Below are 18224 nucleotides of genomic sequence, written 5' to 3' on the forward strand. Positions count from 1 at the left end.
AGCTCACGATTGCGCTCAATAGTCGATCAAGCCAGCCGCCCAGCTTGCGAGCAGCTTGTGATATTCAAGGAACAGGCTGGCGAAGCTCGCCTGTGAAGGCACCGCATCGCGGATCACTGTGACACTGTCCGGCAGCGTGCGATTCAGCTCCGACGCGGCACGGCGCATATGCCAATCGGTCGTCACCAACCGCAAAGATGTGACCTTGTTGTCTTCAACCCACTGAGCGGTTTCAGCCGCGTTCGAACGGGTGTCGACCGCCGCAAAGCCCAGAATGACACAGCACTCCATCGTTTCCGGCCCAACTTCAAACTCGATAGCGAATTCTTCTTCAGTCACTTCGCGGTCTACGCCGCTGACCAGCATCCTTTCGGCAAAGCCTTGCTCCAGCACGGCGAGCCCCTGGGCAATGCGCCCCGCGCCGCCGGTGGGCACGATCACCGCATCGGTCTTTTCCTCACCCGCAGGGTTGGGCAGTGACACCGTGAACCACAGGAAGCCGAGCACCCAGACCAGCACCGAGGCTGCAAAGATTCTGTTTCAACGTCATGCGCGGCTCACAGCATCGACCGGAGCGCGAAAGCAATTGTAATTCGACCAGTGACAAGCGCGAGCAGAACCCCTCCTATCGGAATGGCAGTAATGATCAGCCAATCGTTCCAATCGAGGCCTCCTCCGCTCACCATACCGCTGTCCAAAACGGCGAATTGCTGCCCCAGCAGCCACACGGCCGCCGCGCCAAGCGCCAGCCCGACCAGACCACCAAATGCGGCATCGCGGATGACTGAACGCTGAAAAATGCTGGTAACCTGCGCATCAGTGCCACCCAGCAGATGGATGATCTCAACCGTTTCGCCATGATTAGCTAGCGCACTGCGCGCCGCCATCCACACCGCCGCGGCTGTCGCAAAAGCCACCAAAGCGATCAGGGCCAGCGACAGATACTGCAACGCAGACAGAGCATCATAAACAGGTGCCAGCCAATCGGATTGCGCATCCACCCGCGCATTGGGCGCCGCCGCCTCAACCAAGCCGCGCAAGGTTTCCAACTCTCCTTCAGAGACTTCGCGCGTCAGCTCGACATCGATCAGAGCAGGGATCGGCACATCCTGACTGGCCGCACTTGCGCCGAGCCATGGCTCAAGCAATTCGGTCAACTCGTCATCCGGCACAATGCGGACCGAATTTACCATGGCATTCCCTGTTAGCGCGTCGGCAACCGCCTGCGCCTGCGTGGCGCGTTGGTTCTCATCGGCCTCGACAACTTGAATCGTTACCGCGCCGGACAAGTCAGCGCGCGCATTCTCGGCCAAATTTCGCAGCGAAAGCCCGCCCGCCGCTGCGACCACGACAAGTGCTATCAAGATGGCAATGACCCATGGGATCGGCCCACCAAAGCGGGTCTGCGGCAGCAGGCCAGCCGCGACGCTTCCCTTCAGCCGGGGCGATTCTTTTCGCGCAGCGGACTTTATCGGTTTCTGCGGCGGCTTTTTTGGCGGGGGCGCATCGGTCATTGGCTTGCCCCCTCGCCCGATTTGGAGTTGGAAGCGCTGCTCGCCCGTGGCGGGAATTTGAGCGCGCCCGTCGGGTCGGAAAGGCGCCCTTTATTCAGGCGCATGATCAGCGATTCCGGCACTTTCTTCAGCAAATGCACATCGTGGGTCGCGACCACCACGGTGGTGCCGACGCGATTGTTGAGCGCTTCGAACAAGCGCAGCAGCTTCAACGCCATCTCCGGATCCACGTTACCAGTGGGTTCGTCAGCGATCAGCAATTTAGGACGCGCGATCACAGCCCGCGCAATGGCAACGCGTTGCTGCTCCCCGCCTGACATGCTCGCCGGTTGTGCATGCGAACGGTGGGTCAGTCCCACCCATTCGAGCATATCGGAAACCGGCTTTTCGATATCGGCCTCTTTTGCGCCGCCAAGGCGCAAAGGCAGTGCGACATTGTCGAACGCGGAAAGATGCTGAACCAGCCGGAAGTCCTGAAACACAACGCCGAGACGCCGCCGGAATGAGGGCAAGCGCGTCCGCGGCAGGGTGATCATGTCATTGCCGAACATACGGATAGCCCCACGCGAAGGGCGCTGCGCCAGATAAAGCAGCTTGAGCAGGCTGGTCTTCCCTGCCCCGCTCGCTCCAGTCAGAAAGTAGAAACTGCCGGGAAAAAGCGTGAAACTTAAATCGCTCAGCACCTCTGGATCGGTGCCGTAACGCAGCCCGACATTGTCGAATTTGACGATTTCGCTCGCGCGGTCAGTCATGGCGCGCCTCTATCGCAGGCCTTGGCAGGGTGGAAGGCTAACATGTCAAACATCACCATAAGGCCGCTGCAATGTGGAAAAAAGGCGCGATTTGCCCCTGTGGAGAGAGGAGACTCTTGTGCGGGACAAGGGCTTACGTAAAGCCAATAGAGCAATGATCATCGCCTGCCCCGCTTGCGACACGCGCTATGCCGTGCCCGATTCCGCCATCGGAGCCGAGGGACGGACCGTGCGCTGCGCCAAATGCAAGCACAGCTGGTTTCAAGATCCGCCGCCGCTCGACCTCGACACGCCGCTTTCGGTGAAGCGCGAAAAGGCTGCGCTAGGGGCTAAGGAAAAGAGCAAAAGCGCTCCTGCATCGGAGGAATCCTCCGAAACCGTTGATGGCCCTTCAATCAATCATTGGAAGTCGAGCGATTACGAAGGGCATGGAGTTGGCTCTCGCGGTGTCAGGGAAGAACTGGCCAAGACGGACAAGCCGGCGCCGACGCCAGAATCCGCCGCACGGGATCAAGCACCGGACCTCACCGAGGCCGATGACGCACCAACAGCGCCCATTGCCCCGGAGAGCGATCCCCTCGCCTCCGAAACGAGCGATGATTTTTCGGGTGATGCGGATCATCTCTATGACGATGAGGGCTATGGCGCGGCGCAAGATCAATCAGCGGATGGCGAATATGAGGACGATGATGTTTCTCAGTTCGACTACAGCCCGCCCTTCACCGCGCGGCGCAACCCGCTAAGAATGTGGACCGCCGCTGCGGCGATCTTTGCATTGCTAGCAACGGGGACTGTGGTCGCGGTCAACTATTATGGCCTACCGGATTGGTTGCCTATCCAGCGCCCGACATTCGGCATTGGTCAGCCCGAGCTTGAGCTGGATTTCCCGGCATCCCAGCAGCGCACCGAAACGCTGGAAACGGGTGAAGAGATCTTCCGGGTCAGCGGGTCGATCACAAATAGCGGGCGCGAGACAGTCTCCATCCCTAGCCTTCTGATTGTGTTCCGCGATGCGCGCGACAAGCCCGTCGGCAATTGGCTGGTGGCGCCATCAAAGACAGAACTTGCTCCAGGCGAAACGCTGAACGTCACAGAAGCGATTGCCGATATTCCCGCCACGGCAAACGCCGCAGAGATCGGCTGGTCCCCCAACTGAATTTTCGCAAGCTTTGGCTCTTGCGTGCAGCAAGGCCGCTTGCTAATGGCCCGCGCCTACCCGGGATGCCGCGTGCATCCTGTTTTCATTGAGTGCGGTCGTGGCGGAACTGGTAGACGCGCAACGTTGAGGTCGTTGTGGGCTAACGCCCGTGGAAGTTCGAGTCTTCTCGACCGCACCAATATCCCAGAATTACAACTTCACAGGCGAGGCAGTGTGACGCCGCGCTGGCCCATATATTTGCCTGCGCGGTCCTTGTAGCTCGTCTCGCAGCGTTCATTCCCCTTGAGGAACAGGAACTGGCATGCGCCTTCATTGGCGTAGATTTTCGCAGGTAGCGGCGTGGTGTTTGAAAACTCCAGCGTCACGTGCCCTTCCCAACCCGGCTCAAGCGGGGTGACATTCACAATAATCCCGCAGCGCGCATAGGTGCTTTTGCCGAGACAAATGACCAACACGTCCTCGGGCACACGGAAATATTCGACCGTACGCGCCAATGCGAAGGAATTGGGCGGAATGATGCAGACATCGGTTTCCCGGTCGACGAAGTTCTTCGGGTCAAACTGTTTGGGATCGACGGTCGAGCTGTCGACATTGGTGAAGATCTTGAATTCCGGCGCGACGCGGGCGTCATACCCGTAAGAGCTGATTCCGTAAGAGATCACACCGTCGCGCCGCTGCGCCTCGACAAACGGCTCGATCATGCCGTTTTCCTGAGCCTGCGCGCGAATCCACTTGTCTGAAAGAATGGCCATGTCCGCAGTGATTGAACATGCACACGCGCGGGGCAAGCACGGCGGACAGGTAAGCTGTGGGAGTCTGTACTAAACCGGCTCAATTAGACCGGCAATCAGATCGCCTTTGCACCAAGCCTTGGGTTGAGTTTGACGACGTAGTTCAGCCACTGTTTGGGACGGCGCAGCATGCTGCTGGGGTAACCCACCTTCAGCCCGAGGATCTGCGCCATTTTGCCGACAAAGTGGATGCAGTTGCGCTTTTCCAAGTCATAATATTTGCCCGGCATCTTCTGCCATTTGCGCACTTCGCGCACGATCCGGTAATATTGCGCATCACTGATCGTCATGGTGAAGTGGCGGTTGGTCTTCTTGATGTTCCGCGCTGTCTCTTTCAGCACCATATGCTCGACCGGCCCGTTGAGGATCGCGGGAGTAACCTCGCGGGCAGAGAAACCATAATTCTCGTTCACGCGCCGTCCGTTGCTTTGCAGTGTCCCTTCCAGAACGATGAATGTGTGCGGATAGCGACCGACAAACAGCGATCCGTTGAAGGAATGGAAGTGGATCTTCACATCGGCCAGAGCAGGCCCGCTCCAGACGAGCGCAAACAGGGCGAAGAAATGGAGAAGGAGGCGTTTCATCACTTGGCTCACTAGCGCGGGTTATCGTGGGCTTTCAAGCATTCGCTTGAACGGTTCGGGTGCGGCGTCTACGTCTGCAATTCTTACAGGAGCCTGAGCCAATGCCGTTGTTCTGCTTTTATTGCCGCGATGGGGAGAACAATGAAAAGCTGCGTGCGATCCATCTGGAAAAGCAGCGCGAATGGATGGCCGAGCATGCCGAGAATTACCGCGTGGCGGGGCCGCTGACCAACAAGGACGGCGAATTTGTCGGCTCGCTGCTGATTATCGAAGCCGAAGACGAAGCCGCCGCGCGCGCAACGGTCAATGATGATCCCTACCTCGTCGGCGGAGTGTGGCAATCCATCCGCGTTGACCGCTTCGAGCCGGTCAAGGGGCGGTGGAAATAGGGCGCGAGGCAATCACCGTTATAAGAGCAAGATCAGGTACAAACTGCTGCGTCGCGGCCCTGCGCTTCTATGAACCGTTTGTATTTTGAAATTGTGTCCTGATCATCAGTCGTTATCGCTACAGTAGACTTAGCCCATTCTGCATCGGAAGCGATTTCCGGATGGGTCAACCACCTGCATTTCGGGTGCGCGCCGGGAAGGTCTAGCTGAAAGGTTGGCTGATCAACGAAATTGGCCTGACCATCGGATAGCTTCACTGTGATGTTGCATCCAACGGCGGTGGCGATGTCCGTTTTGCCATCCTGGTTGAAGTCGTGCGCCCAGGTGTAGGCCCCGGCTCCCCACGAATTCGAGACCTTTCCTAATCGAACGTCAAACCCTGAACCGGTCGAGAACGCCACCGATGTGGTGCCTGCGGTAACAGACAGGATATCATCGCGCCCATCGCCATTGAAATCACCTGCCCAGGTGTATTCTGCCGCTCCCCAACTCATGGAGGCTGGCCATGTGACGCTTGAGAATTCAGTGCCTGAAGAAAGGCTCATAAAGACATTCGAACCAAGCGCCGAGGCGATGTCCGCTTTGCCATTGCCGTCGAAATCGCCGGTAAAGGTGTAACCGGATTGCCCCCAATTGCCCGCGACCGGCCAAACCGCGCCAGCCCAATCCGCATTATCATGTTCCTGGTCACCATCACTGATATGGACGGTCACAGCAGCGCCATTGCCCGTCGCGATATCGGTGACTCCATCGCCATCGAAATCATCGGCCCACACATAATTCCACGGGCTGAGGTCGGTTCCTAGCTCGCGCAAATTGCGATCGTGGAATTTCCGGGAATCGAGTAAGGTAGAGCTTGGGAAATCGGTGTAGCTTTTCATTGTTTGATTAAGGCCGAACTTCGCAAAATTTGGCCTTCCCGTTCCGTCAAAATCACCGAAGAGCACCATTTTCCTAAGGTTGACAGGCGCGTCCCACAGAACACCTCCGAAACGGCCGGTTACGCCGTCTGTTTTCGGGATTGGGTATTCGAACAGCACGGTATGACTCTTCTCCCCCGCATTCGCGACGATCAGGAAAGTCTGCCCGTCATAGGTGACTGGCCAGCTCCATCCCGGCGTGCCGATCTCGCATGGCCGGGTCTCGTTCGTATGGAAGTACGGAACGTCAGACGGCTCTGCTTGCCCAGGCTTCTGATCCGGCTGTGCACTCAGGTAGGAAATTGGAGCGAGGGTGTTCAGGCCGAGCGCGCTGATGCCAAGAATGATGTGATACGCGCTTGTCTGCATTGCCAATCTCCCATGTGCACCAGCGCCATCACTAGACGATTGCACTACTCAAACAACCGCCCGGCCACTGCGTCGAGCTTTGCCATCACGTCCGGATCGTGTTCGTCGGGCGCTGTGATGACTGCATCATCCAGCGCGGTGTCGATCGGACAGGCTTTGCGTGTCTTGGGTAGGGCTTGGATGAAATTCAGCACCGCTACCTTCGCCAATTCGCCATTGGCTTTCATCTGCTCGACCACCTGCGCGACATCGACGGCTTCGCCGTCTCGCCAGCAATCATAGTCTGTGACCATGCCGATGAGCGCGTAGGGCAGCTCCGCCTCGCGCGCGAGTTTGGCTTCGGGCATCGCGGTCATGCCGATCACATCGGCGCCCCATTGGCGATACATCCGGCTTTCGGCGCGGGTCGAGAATTGCGGGCCTTCCATCGCCAGATAGGTCGCGCCCACGGCCACTTTCCCTTTGGCCTTTGAAATTGCCTTGGCCGCCATTTCGGACAGCCGCGGGCATACCGGATCGGCCATCGAAACGTGCGTGACAAAGCCGCTTTCGTAAAAGGTCGAAGGGCGGCCCTTAGTGTTGTCGATGAACTGCTCGACGACGGCGAAGCGCCCCGGTTCGATCTCTTCGCGCAAGGAACCCACCGCCGAAATCGCCACAACATCGGTGCAGCCGGCGCGCTTGAGCGCATCAATGTTTGCGCGGCTGTTCAGCTCGCCTGGCGAAACCGGATGCCCGCGGCCATGGCGCGGCAGGAAGCGCACTTTCACCCCGCCCAGGGTGCCGCAAAGCACTTCGTCAGACGGTTCGCCCCACGGCGTATCAATCGAGATCCACTGAGCGTCCTCTATGCCGTCCATGGCATACAGGCCCGATCCGCCGATGATCCCTATGCACCATTCTTTGGCCATGTGTGTGCGTGTTCCTTCTCGCGCGCTGCTTGAGGGTCAATCTCTTGCAGGGGATGCCTTAGGTTAGGTTAAAGCGGTCCGGCAAGACCACACCGTGGCATCAGACAGTGATTGCGTTTTAAGTGGCAACACGCCACCTATATTGCCGTGAGAGATACTTGGAGTCGCGCGCCCCGCGGTGGCTCCGCAAGTGAGAGGAACAATCATGGTCACCCAATACAAGAACCTCATCAATGGCGAGATGGTCGACACCGGCGACTGGCTCGACGTGGTGAACCCCGCCAATGAAGAAGTGATCGGGCAGGTCCCGGCTTGCGGTAAGGGCGAGCTGGACTCGGCCGTCGCCGCCGCGCGCGCCGCGTTCAAGACATGGCGCAACTCAAGCTTTGAAGAGCGTCAGGCCGCCTGCATGGCGATCTCTGGTGCGATCAAGGAAAACGCTGACGAACTCTACCGCCTGCTGACCAGCGAGCAGGGCAAGCCGCACGCGCAAGCCAAAGGCGAGATTTTCGGCGCCGCTGGCATCTCGGCCGCGCAATCGACGCTGCAGCTTGAAGAAGAGATTATTCAGGACGACGACACCCGCCTGCACCGCCACCGCCGTGTGCCGGTTGGCGTGGTCGGCGGCATCGTGCCGTGGAACTTCCCGGTAATGATGGCGATCCAGAAGATCGTGCCTGCATTGATGAGCGGCTGCACGATTGTGCTTAAGCCTTCGCCCTTCACCCCGCTCACCACTCTGCGCGTCGCCGAGCTGATCGCGGACAAGGTGCCGGCGGGCACGGTCAACATCATCACCGGCGAAGACGCTCTTGGCCCGATGATCACCGGCCATCCGGACATCGACAAGATCACCTTCACCGGCTCGACCGCGACCGGCAAGAAGATCATGGAAGGCGCAAGCGCCGACCTCAAGCGCATCACGCTGGAGCTGGGCGGAAACGACGCCTCGATCGTCCTGCCGGATGCCGATCCCAAGAAGGTCGCCGAGCAGCTGTTCTGGTCAAGCTTCCAGAACGCAGGGCAGGTCTGCATCGCCGCCAAGCGCGTCTACATCCACGAAGATATCTATGACGAGCTGTCCGCGGCGATTGCCGAATATGCGGCGAATGTCGTGGTCGGTGACGGGAGCGAGCAAGGCACCGGCGTCGGCCCCATTCAGAACAAAAAGCAGTATGACCGCGTGCTTGAGCTGATTCAGGATGCCAAAGACAACGGCTACAAGTTCCTGACCGGCGGCGACAAAGACCCGTCGGGCACCGGTTACTATGTGCCGATTACGATCCTCGACAACCCGCCCGAGGACGCGCGGATCGTGGCAGAGGAGCAGTTCGGTCCGGTCATGCCGCTAATGAAGTTCTCGAGCGAAGACGAAGTGATCGAGCGTGCCAACAACTCCGAATATGGCCTTGCTGGAGCGGTTTGGACTGGCAACCCAGACAAGGGCGTCGAAATCGCGGAGCAACTTGAAACAGGCACGGTGTGGATCAACGAGTTCATGCACCTGTCTCCGTTTGCGCCGTTTGGCGGGCACAAGCAGTCCGGCTTTGGCGCCGAGTACGGCAAAGAAGGCCTCAAGGAGTTCACCTATCCGCAGGTGATCACCGTGAAGAAGGACAATGTTGTCGCGTAAGACCTGATGGGTGACGCGACACCTGACCAACTGATCGAAGGGCTGGCGCGCGTTTGCCGTCGCGCCGGCCTTTCTTCGCCCCCCGCTTTGACGCGTCTCACCGGCGGGGCGACCATGGAAAGCTGGCGTTTCGAGTGCGGAAACGAAGCCTTCGTCCTGCGACGCGCGCCGTCTCTGGCGTTTATGGAAGGTCGGCCGTTCGGGCACGAGACGGAAGCGGCGGTCATTCGCGCTGCCCATGCTCGCGGGGTAACCGCGCCCGAGGTTGTCGAAGTGCTGGAGGATGCAGACGGCATCGGCAGTGGCTTTGTGATGCGGGCCTTGCAAGGGACACCAAACCCCAAGGAGATTCTCGAGTTCGATGACGCCGACGCGCTGCTGAATCAGGCGGCGCGCGACTTGGCACGCATCCACTCGATTAGGCCCGGCGATGTACCCGAAGCCGTGCCGGTGATGGACTACCAAGCGGCGATTGCCGATCTTAAGGCGCAGTTTATCGAGGCGGGCGGCGACCGTCCGATCATCGCGTTGGGGCTCAAATGGATGGAGGACAATTGCCCGCCACAGGCCCCTGAGCCGGTGCTGATCCATGGCGATTATCGCATGGGCAATCTCCTCGCCGAGCCGGGTAAGCTGACTGGCGTGCTCGACTGGGAGCTTGCCCATTTCGGCGACCGGCACGAGGATCTGGCATTCGGCTGCATGGCGGTGTGGCGCTTCCACCGCTACGACCGCCCCGCGCTTGGGCTGGGGAGCCTCGAAGACTACTTCGCCGCCTACGAATCCGAGGCGGGGGCCAGTGTCGACCGCGAGCGCTTTCGCTACTGGCTAATCCACCGCACAGTCTGGTGGGCGCTGGGTTGCCTGAAGATGGCGCAGATCTGGCGCAGCGGCGAAGACCGGATGCTGGAGCGCGTGGTGATCTCGCGCCGGACCAGCGAGCAGGAACTGGACCTGCTGATGCTGCTCGAGGAGGATGCGCCGCGCGCAAGGCGCCGAATGAAAGTCCCAGGCAGCCTCACGGATCAGTTGCATCAACCAATGGGTGAGGCGACTGCCGCCGAAATCGCAATCGCGATCTCCGAATGGCTCGCGACGATCAAGGGGCAGATTAAAGGCCATGATCGCTTCCAACTTGCCGTTGCTCGCAATGCTTTGGGAATAATCGAGCGAGAAACCTCTTCAGCGTATCTGAATCGGTTCACTGATGACCCGCAAGAGCTCTCACACGAGATTCTCGCTGGGGCGAGCGACCTGAGTGACAAGTATCTCTTGGATGACCTCAGGTTCTCGGCTCTCGAATGCGTCAGAGCCGACTCACCCAAGTACCCTGCCCTCGCCGTAGCACGCGAGAAGTGGCTGTGATCCGGCTTGCTGCGAAATCAGTAAGCCCGCGCCCCCACCCCATGGTGGGCGCTTTGCACCGTTTTAAAAGAAGCGAGGAAGACTAAATGGACTTCGCAATTCCCGCCGATCTTCAGGCCTATCTCGACGAACTCGACGCTTTTATTGAGGCCGAGATCAAGCCGCTTGAGCAGGCCGACGACCACATCCGTTTCTTCGATCATCGCCGCGAATGGGCGCGCACGGATTTCGAGGCGGGGGGATTGCCTCGCGAGGAGTGGGAGGCGCTGCTGCGCGAGGCGACGGACCGCGCAGATAGAGCGGGCCACTGGCGCTTCTCCACGCCCAAGAAATATGGCGGCAAGGACGGATCGAACCTCTGGATGGCGGTGATCCGCGAGCACTTTGCGCGGCAAGGCCTTGGCCTCCACAACGATCTCCAGAACGAACACTCGATCGTCGGCAACTTCCCCTTCGTCGCCATGTTCGATCAGTGGGGCACCGAGGAGCAAAAGGCAGAATTCATCACTGGCGGATTCGATCGAGAGCGCCGCGTCGCCTTTGGCCTGACCGAGCCTGATCACGGTTCTGACGCCACCCACATGGATACGCGCGCCGTGCGAGAGACCCGCGATGGCGTGGACGGCTGGCTGATCAATGGCGAGAAGATGTGGATCACGGGCATGCACGTCGCCACGCACTGCGCGATGTTTGCGCGCACCTCCGGCGAGGATGGCGATGCATCAGGGATCACTTGCTTCCTTGTCCCTAACCCCACCTCGGGCCTCGAAATCGAGGAGTGGATGTGGACGTTCAATATGCCCACGGACCACCCGCGCCTGTCAGTCAACAATGTCTGGGTGCCCGAAAGCGCGATCCTCGGCGTCGAAGGTCGCGGTCTGTCGCTGGCGCAGAGCTTCGTCCACCAGAACCGCATCCGTCAGGCCGCATCAAGCTGCGGCGCGGCGATGTTCTGCATTGATGAAAGCGTGAAATACGCGCGCGAGCGCAAGCCGTTCGGTCAGGAGCTATCGCGCAATCAGGGCATCCAGTTCCCGCTCGTCGAGCTGGCGACGCAGGCCGAGATGCTGCGGCTGCTGATCTTCAAGACGGCGTGGGAGATGGACAATATGCCGCACGAAGAGATTGAGCGGACGATCTCCGACAAGGTCAGCATGTGCAATTACTGGGCGAACCGGCTGGTCTGCGAGGCCGCCGACCGCGCGATGCAAGTGCATGGCGGCATCGGCTATTCGCGGCACAAACCGTTCGAGCATATCTATCGTCACCACCGCCGCTACCGCATCACCGAAGGCGCAGAAGAGATTCAGATGCGGAAAGTGGCGGCGTATCTGTTCGGGTATCTGGGACCGAAGAAGGGCAAGCTCTAGGCTCGCCAATTCGACCAACAACTTCGCCCGCCCCTAGCAATTCGCTTCCTCGCCGTTAGGGTCTCCCGCAACAAAGGGGAGATACCAAATGCGCTCGTTCACCGCCGCCTTGCTGGCAGGATCCATGCTGGCTGTTCCGTCTACTGCTTTTGCTCAGGATGACGACAAGAAGGACGAAGGCTGGGACGTTGAGGCGCCGCGCGGGGCGACGATCGAGCAGGTGCCGATCAAGACCGACGAAGGCACCTGGATGGACGTCGATGTTTCTCCTGATGGCCGCTCGCTCGCCTTCAACGTGCTTGGCGACATCTACACCATGCCGATCACCGGCGGGACGCCGAGGCGCATTGCCGAGGGGCTTTCGTGGGAAGTGCAGCCGCGCTTCTCTCCCGATGGCAAGCGCATTGCCTACACCTCTGACCGTGGCGGCGGCGACAATATCTGGGTGATGAACGCCGATGGCTCTGACAAACGTCAGGTGACCAAAGAGAAGTTCCGCCTGCTCAACCAAGCCGCGTGGTCGCCTGATGGCGAGTATATCGCGGCGAAGAAGCACTTCACCACGCAGCGCAGCGCGGGCACCGGCGAAATCTGGATGTACCACGTCAGCGGTGGTGGCGGTGTGCAAGTCGTGAAGCGCGCCAATCCGGCCTTGCAGAAAGAGCTGGGCGAACCGGTTTTCTCCGCCGATGGCAGCGCGATTTACTACACCCGCAACACGACACCGGGGAACACCTTTATCTATGCGCAGGACAGCCAGACCGGCATCTTCGCAATTGAAAAACATGACCTTGCAACCGGTGAAGTGACCACAGCGGCCAGCGGCTACGGCGGCGCGGTGCGTCCGACGCCTTCGCCCGACGGCAAGGAGCTCGCCTTTGTCCGCCGCGACAAGGACACAAGCCAGTTGTGGGTGAAAGACATCGCCACCGGTCTGGAGCGCAAGATTTACGATGCGCTCGATCTCGATCTGCAAGAAACATGGGCAGTGCACGGGGTCTATCCGAACATGGACTGGACGCCCGACAGCCAATCCATCGTGTTCTGGTCGGGCGGCAAGATCAACCGCATCAACCGCGACGGAACCGGCTTTGCGAATATCCCGTTCCGCATTGATGACACGCGCGGCGTCGCCGATGCGCCGCATCCGGTGATTGACGTTGCGCCCGATCGCTTCGTCACCACCATGCCCAAATTCGCGGTCCTTTCACCTGATGGCACCCGCGTGGTGTTTGAAAGCCTGGGCCGCCTGCACACCAAATCCGCGCGTGGCCGCGATGCGCCGCGTCCACTCAGCGGCCTGAACCCGAACACAATCCAGGCTTGGCCGACATTCTCGCGAGATGGGCGCAAGATCGCCTATGTCGATTGGACTGACAATAGCTTGGGCCAGATCATTGTCGCTGACGCAAATGGCGCGAACAAGCGGCAGGTGATGCTGGGAGCGGGGCATTATGCGAAACCGGTCTTTTCGCCCGATGGAACGATGATTGCGTATGAGCGGCGTGCGGGCGGCTATTTGACCTCACCGAATTATTCCGAGAACACCGGTATTTACATCGCGCCCGTAAGCGGCGGATCACCCAAGCGTGTGACGCGCAGCGGCTCAAACCCGCAATTTGCCGCCGATGGCAAGCGCATCTTCATGACCAGTTTTGAAGGGGGCAAACTGGCGCTGATCTCGACCGATCTGAATGGTGAGAGCAAGCGCGTGCACGCGACCGGCGATCTCGCCAACGATTTCCGCGTTTCGCCCAATGGCAAGACCATCGCCTTCCGCCAGAACTACGAAGTGTTCGCCATGCCGCTCCTTCCGGGCGGCAAGCCTGTGAATGTGACCGAACGCGGTGGTCCGCTTCCGGTGACCAAAGTCTCGTCAGGCGGCGCGGAGTATATGGGCTTTGCGCGCGGCGGCGACACGCTGTTCTGGTCCATCGGGACGCAGCTAAAGAGCGTTTCGATTTCTGACCTGTTCCGCGATGCGCCGAAGGGCAAGGACGACAAGTCCAAGGGCTTCACCCCGCCCGAAACCGGCATTTCGATGGCGATGACCGTTGAGGCGGCCAAGCCAAGCGGGACTGTCGTCATAACGGGTGCGAAGATCCTGACCATGGCCGCTGACCTCGACACCGAGGATGCAGGCGTGATCGAGAACGGCGTCATCGTGATCGAAGGCGACCGGATCAAAGCCATTGGCGCGGAGGGCGATGTGCGCGTGCCGAGTGGTGCAACCACCATCGACGCCAGCGGCAAAGTTATCATGCCCGGCCTTGTCGATGCCCATGCCCACGGGCCGCAAGGCACCGGCGATTTCATCCCGCAGCAAAACTGGCGCATGACGCAGGCGCTGGCGATGGGCACGACGACGATCCACGATCCGTCAAACGATGCGAGCCAGTTCTTCGCAGCTGCCGAGCGGCAGAAGGCGGGTATGCTGCTTGCCCCGCGTCTCTTCTCGACCGGCGAGATCATCTACGGCGCGAAGGCTCCGAGTGTCTACGCGCGCATCGACTCCTATGACGATGCGTTGGCTCACGTGCGCCGGATCAAGGCGCAGGGCGGCATCTCGGTCAAGAACTACAACCAGCCGCGCCGCGAGCAGCGCCAGATGGTGGCGCGTGCCGCTGCTGAAGAAGGCATGCTCAACGTTGCCGAGGGTGGTTCGCTGTTCGGGATGGACATGAACCTGATCGCGGATGGCAATTCGACCATCGAGCACAACATCCCGGGTGATGTGCTCTACGAGGACGTGCTGCAATTCTTTAGCCAGTCGAACTCCAACTACACGCCTACCTTGAACGTCACCTATGGCGGGCTGGCGGGTGACCCCTATTGGCGTCAGGCGACCGACGTCTGGAAGAACCCGCTGATGATCCACACACCGCCCAAAATCCTGCTCGCGCAAAGCGGGCGCCGGACCACGGCACCCGATTGGGCCTTTGTTGATGACAACGCGGCACGTGAAGCCAAGAAGCTGGCGGATCGTGGCGTCAAAGTCTCGATCGGCGCGCATGGTCAGCAGGCAGGTGTCGATGCCCACTGGGAAATCTGGACCTTCGCACGCGGCGGCATGAGCAACGTTCAGGCACTGAAAGCCGCGACCATTGCGCCTGCCCAATCTCTCGGCATGGACAAGGATGTCGGCAGTCTGGAAGTCGGCAAGCTGGCTGACTTGCTGGTGATGGATGCAGACCCCACCGCGAACATCCGCAACAGCGATAAGATCGCGCAAGTGATGCTGGGCGGGCGGCTGTACGATGCCAAGACCATGAACGAGGTCGGCACCGGCACAGCCAAACGCCGCGCCTATTGGTGGGAAGGCGCCAATGCGAGCCGCGCGGGTGGTTCAGAAGCGGCGACCCATGCCGGCCATGCGCATGAGGATGCGAGCACGCAGTAACGCTGCTCGCCGCGACCCGCTTGGCGTCAGCGTGCCATCGCTTCGGTGAGGATGCGCGCGGCGTCTACGGGGTCCTGAAACGGGTGAAAATGCGTCATGTCGGGCCGGTGGATGTCGCTGCCGTTCGACATGATGCCCGCAAGGCCCGGCCAAGTCGGTGAACCTTTGAAGTCCATCACATTGAGCTGCTTGGCACGGACCACAGTGACCGGGATTTCGACTGCGCGCGCCGTGTCCAGAATGCCGGAATTGCTGCGGCTCGACATGTAGACGCTGGCTTCGACTTCGGGCGGGCAGGCTAGCTCGTAGCCCTCACCGCTCTCGCTCAGCAGCAGGCCGAACCGACAGTAATCTTCGAACACGCGGCGGTCGAACAATTGATAGGGATCGCGGGTCTCGAAACGCTCCATCATCTCTTGCACCGAAGCAAAATCGCGCTTGCGGCGGGCGGTGGGATGGGCTTCCTCCATCAGCGGGGATGCTGCATCAGAGACGTAATAATCCGCGTTGAAGATCACCGGATCGAACAGCACCAATTGGCTGAATGCGCCTTCGCGATCATGCGCAGCCTGAAGCAGCGTATGCGCGCCCATCGAATGGCCCACACCAACCGCACCGGCAATTCCGAGATGGTCGATCAACTCACACACATCCTGCGCAATGTCGCCCCAATGTTTGATCGGTCCGCCGCTTGAGCGGCCATGGCCGCGCAGGTCCAATGACAGCACTCGGCGCTCGGGAAAGTGCTCGATCACCGCGTCGAACACCCGCGCGTGAAAGCCTGTGGCGTGGGCAAAGATCATCGGTGGCGCGTCATTTTTCGCCGCTCCTGCCCATTCGAAATAGGCAAGATCAATCCCGTTGACGCGGGCGCTGTGCTGGGTCGGTGTCATAGAGGTCTGCGTTCAGGCGGCCTGCGCTTCGGCCTCTGCGTCTGGCGCTTCATCTGGCAAAGCGGCCTTGAGCATCAGGAAGCCCGCAACCGCCGCGATCAATGAACCGGATAGCACTCCCAATTTCACCGCATCGACCAGTGCCGGATCGGTGAAGGCAAGGTTGCCGATAAACAGGCTCATGGTGAAGCCAATCGCGGCAAGCATGGAAAGCCCATGAATTTTGCGCCAGCCGACATTCTCGGGGAGCTTGGCAAAGCCCGCCTTAACCCCGATCCAAGCAAAGCCGACAATGCCGACCTGTTTGCCGATCAGCAGGCCCAGTGCGATGCCCAGAGGCAGCGGCTCGAGAAGGTCAGACGGCGAGAGTCCAATGAGCGTCACGCCCGCATTGGCAAATCCGAATATCGGGATGATCAGGAAGGCGACCCAATAGTGAAGGCCGTGCTCCATTTCCTCCAGCAGACGTCGGCCATTGCGCGCTACCATCGGCACAGTCGTCGCCGCAGCCACTCCAGCGAGCGTCGCGTGGACTCCCGATTTGAGCACAAACACCCACATAATGACTGTCATCACCACATAGGGCAAAGGTTGGCCAATCTTGAGCCGTCCGGTGACCAGCAGCGCGGCAAAGGTGATGCCTGCACCCAGCAGCATCTGCGTATCGAGTGTGCCCGAATAGAACAGCGCAATGATGGTGATCGCACCGATATCGTCGATCACGGCAATGGCGAGCAGCAGAGCTTTGAGCGCCACCGGTACACGCGGGCCGAGAAGCGAGAGGATGCCGAGCGCAAAAGCGATATCCGTCGCGGCAGGAATGGCCCAACCATTGATGCTTTCGGGCGAATTGTAGTTGAACGCGACGAAGACCAGCGCCGGTATCGCCATGCCGCCAACCGCGGCAACCAGCGGCAATGACGCCTTGTCCCAGCTCGAAAGCTGACCCTCCAGAACCTCGCGCTTCACCTCCAGCCCGATGAGAAAGAAGAACACCGCCATCAACCCGTCATTGATCCACAGGATCAGGCCCTTGTTGATCTCGAAATCGCCGAAAGACACTTTCAGCTTGGTGTTGAGCGTCCCGAAATAGGCATCGGCCAGCGGCGAGTTAGCGATGACAAGCGCGAGGGCGGCCGCGATAATCAGCAATATGCCGCCCGCGCTTTCTTGTTTCAGGAAGTCCCGAAGTGCGTTTCCAACCCGGTCGATCATGCGTCAGTGTCCTTTGGCGCGGCCCCCACTTGATACAGGGCAATTTGCCGTTGAATGTGATGTTGTCTCTCCAACGTGCAAAGCGCGCAAGAGTGCCCGAAAATCGGCCGAACGGTTGCAGATTTCGCGATAGCCCCAAACTTGGGCACAGAAAGCGGATTTGTCCGTTTGATTGAAGCGCTGGCCACGCCTACGGACAGGCTGGCACCCAGCAACGCGAAGGGCGGAGACTTTCTTGCGAGACACAGCATCGACAGATTTGGTCGATCCGATGGCGTTCCGTCAGGCCATGGGCCTATTCGCGACGGGCGTCGGGATTGTGTCTGTGACAAAACCTGACGGCGCGCCCAGCGGGATCACCGCCAATTCGATTGTCTCGGTGTCGTTGGAACCGATGCTGGTAAGCTGGAGCATCCAGAACGGATCGAGCCTGTTCGATCTGTATGCCGATGCCGAGCACTTCGCGATCAGCATCCTCAATGTCGAGCAACGCGAGCTCGCCCTGCGCTATGCCGCGCGTGGCGACACACAAACGCAAGCGGATGATTTCGAGCTGAGCGAGCGCGGACATCCAGTGATTGCCGGGGCCGTGGGCACGATCGAATGCCGCCGCTGGTCTGCTTATCCAGCAGGCGATCACACGATGATCTTTGGCGAGGTTACCGGCATCAACACCGTCGATGGCGTCGACCCGCTTGGCTTTTTCGGCGGACGGTTCTGCCGGATTACCGACTAAACGCCCGCCGAAGCTCTACCGTTTGACCTCGACGAGGTGCTTTTTGCCCGCTCGCGGGAGGCGCGAAAATCCACCAACGACGCCGACCGCCTGCGCAAATACCTTGCGAAGTTTGGGCTGGATTGGGCGAGCATCATCGCTTGACGCAACGGAAACTCGCGTCTAACAGCGCGCCTCCCGATGTGGTGTCGGGAGCATTTTGGAGAAAACCGTTGCTGGAACA

The 18224-nt window shown here is 60.0% G+C and carries 16 protein-coding genes and 1 tRNA gene; 8 read left to right on the top strand and 9 right to left on the bottom strand.

Annotated features, from left to right (window positions below):
- Positions 1-15: 15 nt before the first annotated feature.
- Genes AC0V6K_RS05230 through ftsE form a run of 3 tightly spaced genes read right to left on the bottom strand, consistent with a single transcriptional unit; the run spans position 16 to position 2266 of the window.
- Positions 16-519, bottom strand: a complete 504-nt coding sequence (locus AC0V6K_RS05230) for a YdcF family protein (protein ID WP_472625344.1) — start codon at positions 517-519, stop codon at positions 16-18.
- Positions 520-557: 38 nt separating this feature from the next.
- The gene (locus AC0V6K_RS05235) at positions 558-1514 is read right to left on the bottom strand and encodes a cell division protein FtsX (protein WP_472625345.1); all 957 of its coding nucleotides are present in this window, start codon (positions 1512-1514) and stop codon (positions 558-560) included.
- Positions 1511-2266, bottom strand: coding sequence for a cell division ATP-binding protein FtsE (gene ftsE, locus AC0V6K_RS05240; protein ID WP_472625346.1), 756 nt, complete (start codon positions 2264-2266; stop codon positions 1511-1513). The genes AC0V6K_RS05235 and ftsE overlap by 4 nt, the downstream gene beginning before the upstream one ends.
- Positions 2267-2420: 154 nt before the next feature.
- Between ftsE and AC0V6K_RS05245 the strand changes: the two genes are divergently transcribed.
- Together AC0V6K_RS05245 and AC0V6K_RS05250 are read left to right on the top strand one after the other, a co-directional pair.
- Entirely contained in the window at positions 2421-3422 is a 1002-nt protein-coding gene (locus AC0V6K_RS05245; protein ID WP_472625347.1) for an MJ0042-type zinc finger domain-containing protein, read from the top strand.
- Between the two features lie 94 nt (positions 3423-3516).
- Positions 3517-3603, top strand: a tRNA-Leu gene (locus AC0V6K_RS05250).
- Positions 3604-3622: 19 nt separating this feature from the next.
- On the opposite strand, the gene dcd is transcribed toward AC0V6K_RS05250, so the two are convergent.
- Both dcd and AC0V6K_RS05260 read right to left on the bottom strand, forming a co-directional pair.
- Positions 3623-4177, bottom strand: coding sequence for a dCTP deaminase (dcd, locus tag AC0V6K_RS05255; protein WP_472625348.1), 555 nt, complete (start codon positions 4175-4177; stop codon positions 3623-3625).
- 95 nt (positions 4178-4272) lie between these two features.
- Positions 4273-4800 (bottom strand): hypothetical protein, encoded by a 528-nt coding sequence (locus tag AC0V6K_RS05260; protein ID WP_472625349.1) that lies wholly within the window; start codon positions 4798-4800, stop codon positions 4273-4275.
- 101 nt (positions 4801-4901) lie between these two features.
- On the opposite strand from AC0V6K_RS05260, the gene AC0V6K_RS05265 reads away from it, so the two are divergent.
- Positions 4902-5189 (top strand): YciI family protein, encoded by a 288-nt coding sequence (locus AC0V6K_RS05265; protein WP_472625350.1) that lies wholly within the window; start codon positions 4902-4904, stop codon positions 5187-5189.
- A gap of 32 nt (positions 5190-5221) precedes the next feature.
- On the opposite strand, the gene AC0V6K_RS05270 is transcribed toward AC0V6K_RS05265, so the two are convergent.
- Positions 5222-6478 carry an FG-GAP repeat domain-containing protein gene (locus tag AC0V6K_RS05270; RefSeq protein WP_472625351.1) on the bottom strand — a complete coding sequence of 419 codons (1257 nt, stop codon included), beginning with the start codon at positions 6476-6478 and terminating at the stop codon, positions 5222-5224.
- Between the two features lie 44 nt (positions 6479-6522).
- Complete coding sequence (gene mtnP / locus AC0V6K_RS05275) at positions 6523-7389, bottom strand: S-methyl-5'-thioadenosine phosphorylase (RefSeq protein WP_472625352.1); 867 nt, start codon at positions 7387-7389, stop codon at positions 6523-6525.
- Positions 7390-7594: 205 nt separating this feature from the next.
- Here mtnP and AC0V6K_RS05280 point away from each other — a divergent pair, with 205 nt between their 5' ends.
- The 4 genes from AC0V6K_RS05280 to AC0V6K_RS05295 all read left to right on the top strand — a co-directional run bounded on the left by AC0V6K_RS05280 (position 7595) and on the right by AC0V6K_RS05295 (position 15157).
- Positions 7595-9022: an aldehyde dehydrogenase family protein gene (locus AC0V6K_RS05280; RefSeq protein WP_472625353.1), complete on the top strand. Its 1428-nt coding sequence runs from the start codon at positions 7595-7597 to the stop codon at positions 9020-9022.
- Between the two features lie 6 nt (positions 9023-9028).
- The gene (locus tag AC0V6K_RS05285) at positions 9029-10387 is read left to right on the top strand and encodes a phosphotransferase (RefSeq protein ID WP_472625354.1); all 1359 of its coding nucleotides are present in this window, start codon (positions 9029-9031) and stop codon (positions 10385-10387) included.
- An 86-nt stretch (positions 10388-10473) separates the two neighbouring features.
- A complete protein-coding gene (locus AC0V6K_RS05290; protein ID WP_472625355.1) occupies positions 10474-11757 on the top strand; it encodes an acyl-CoA dehydrogenase family protein in 1284 nt (427 codons plus the stop codon).
- A gap of 88 nt (positions 11758-11845) precedes the next feature.
- Positions 11846-15157: an amidohydrolase family protein gene (locus AC0V6K_RS05295; RefSeq protein WP_472625356.1), complete on the top strand. Its 3312-nt coding sequence runs from the start codon at positions 11846-11848 to the stop codon at positions 15155-15157.
- A gap of 26 nt (positions 15158-15183) precedes the next feature.
- Here AC0V6K_RS05295 and AC0V6K_RS05300 read toward each other — a convergent pair whose 3' ends face one another.
- Both AC0V6K_RS05300 and nhaA read right to left on the bottom strand, forming a co-directional pair.
- A complete protein-coding gene (locus tag AC0V6K_RS05300; protein WP_472625357.1) occupies positions 15184-16050 on the bottom strand; it encodes an alpha/beta fold hydrolase in 867 nt (288 codons plus the stop codon).
- A 12-nt stretch (positions 16051-16062) separates the two neighbouring features.
- Entirely contained in the window at positions 16063-17265 is a 1203-nt protein-coding gene (nhaA, locus tag AC0V6K_RS05305) for a Na+/H+ antiporter NhaA (protein ID WP_472625358.1), read from the bottom strand.
- Between the two features lie 271 nt (positions 17266-17536).
- On the opposite strand from nhaA, the gene AC0V6K_RS05310 reads away from it, so the two are divergent.
- The gene (locus AC0V6K_RS05310; RefSeq protein WP_486172574.1) at positions 17537-18001 is read left to right on the top strand and encodes a flavin reductase family protein; all 465 of its coding nucleotides are present in this window, start codon (positions 17537-17539) and stop codon (positions 17999-18001) included.
- The last annotated feature ends 223 nt before the right edge of the window (positions 18002-18224 follow it).

It is taken from the genome of Erythrobacter sp. S43 (assembly GCF_057364955.1).

Coding starts and splice junctions, on each gene's coding strand:
- nhaA (WP_472625358.1), bottom strand. CDS start 17,265: ATGATCGACCGGGTTGGAAACGCACTTCGGGACTTCCTGAAACAAGAA.
- AC0V6K_RS05310 (WP_486172574.1), top strand. CDS start 17,537: ATGGCGTTCCGTCAGGCCATGGGCCTATTCGCGACGGGCGTCGGGATT.
- AC0V6K_RS05285 (WP_472625354.1), top strand. CDS start 9,029: ATGGGTGACGCGACACCTGACCAACTGATCGAAGGGCTGGCGCGCGTT.
- AC0V6K_RS05260 (WP_472625349.1), bottom strand. CDS start 4,800: ATGAAACGCCTCCTTCTCCATTTCTTCGCCCTGTTTGCGCTCGTCTGG.
- mtnP (WP_472625352.1), bottom strand. CDS start 7,389: ATGGCCAAAGAATGGTGCATAGGGATCATCGGCGGATCGGGCCTGTAT.
- AC0V6K_RS05265 (WP_472625350.1), top strand. CDS start 4,902: ATGCCGTTGTTCTGCTTTTATTGCCGCGATGGGGAGAACAATGAAAAG.
- AC0V6K_RS05245 (WP_472625347.1), top strand. CDS start 2,421: ATGATCATCGCCTGCCCCGCTTGCGACACGCGCTATGCCGTGCCCGAT.
- AC0V6K_RS05235 (WP_472625345.1), bottom strand. CDS start 1,514: ATGACCGATGCGCCCCCGCCAAAAAAGCCGCCGCAGAAACCGATAAAG.
- AC0V6K_RS05280 (WP_472625353.1), top strand. CDS start 7,595: ATGGTCACCCAATACAAGAACCTCATCAATGGCGAGATGGTCGACACC.
- AC0V6K_RS05290 (WP_472625355.1), top strand. CDS start 10,474: ATGGACTTCGCAATTCCCGCCGATCTTCAGGCCTATCTCGACGAACTC.
- AC0V6K_RS05295 (WP_472625356.1), top strand. CDS start 11,846: ATGCGCTCGTTCACCGCCGCCTTGCTGGCAGGATCCATGCTGGCTGTT.
- AC0V6K_RS05270 (WP_472625351.1), bottom strand. CDS start 6,478: ATGCAGACAAGCGCGTATCACATCATTCTTGGCATCAGCGCGCTCGGC.
- AC0V6K_RS05300 (WP_472625357.1), bottom strand. CDS start 16,050: ATGACACCGACCCAGCACAGCGCCCGCGTCAACGGGATTGATCTTGCC.
- ftsE (WP_472625346.1), bottom strand. CDS start 2,266: ATGACTGACCGCGCGAGCGAAATCGTCAAATTCGACAATGTCGGGCTG.
- dcd (WP_472625348.1), bottom strand. CDS start 4,177: ATGGCCATTCTTTCAGACAAGTGGATTCGCGCGCAGGCTCAGGAAAAC.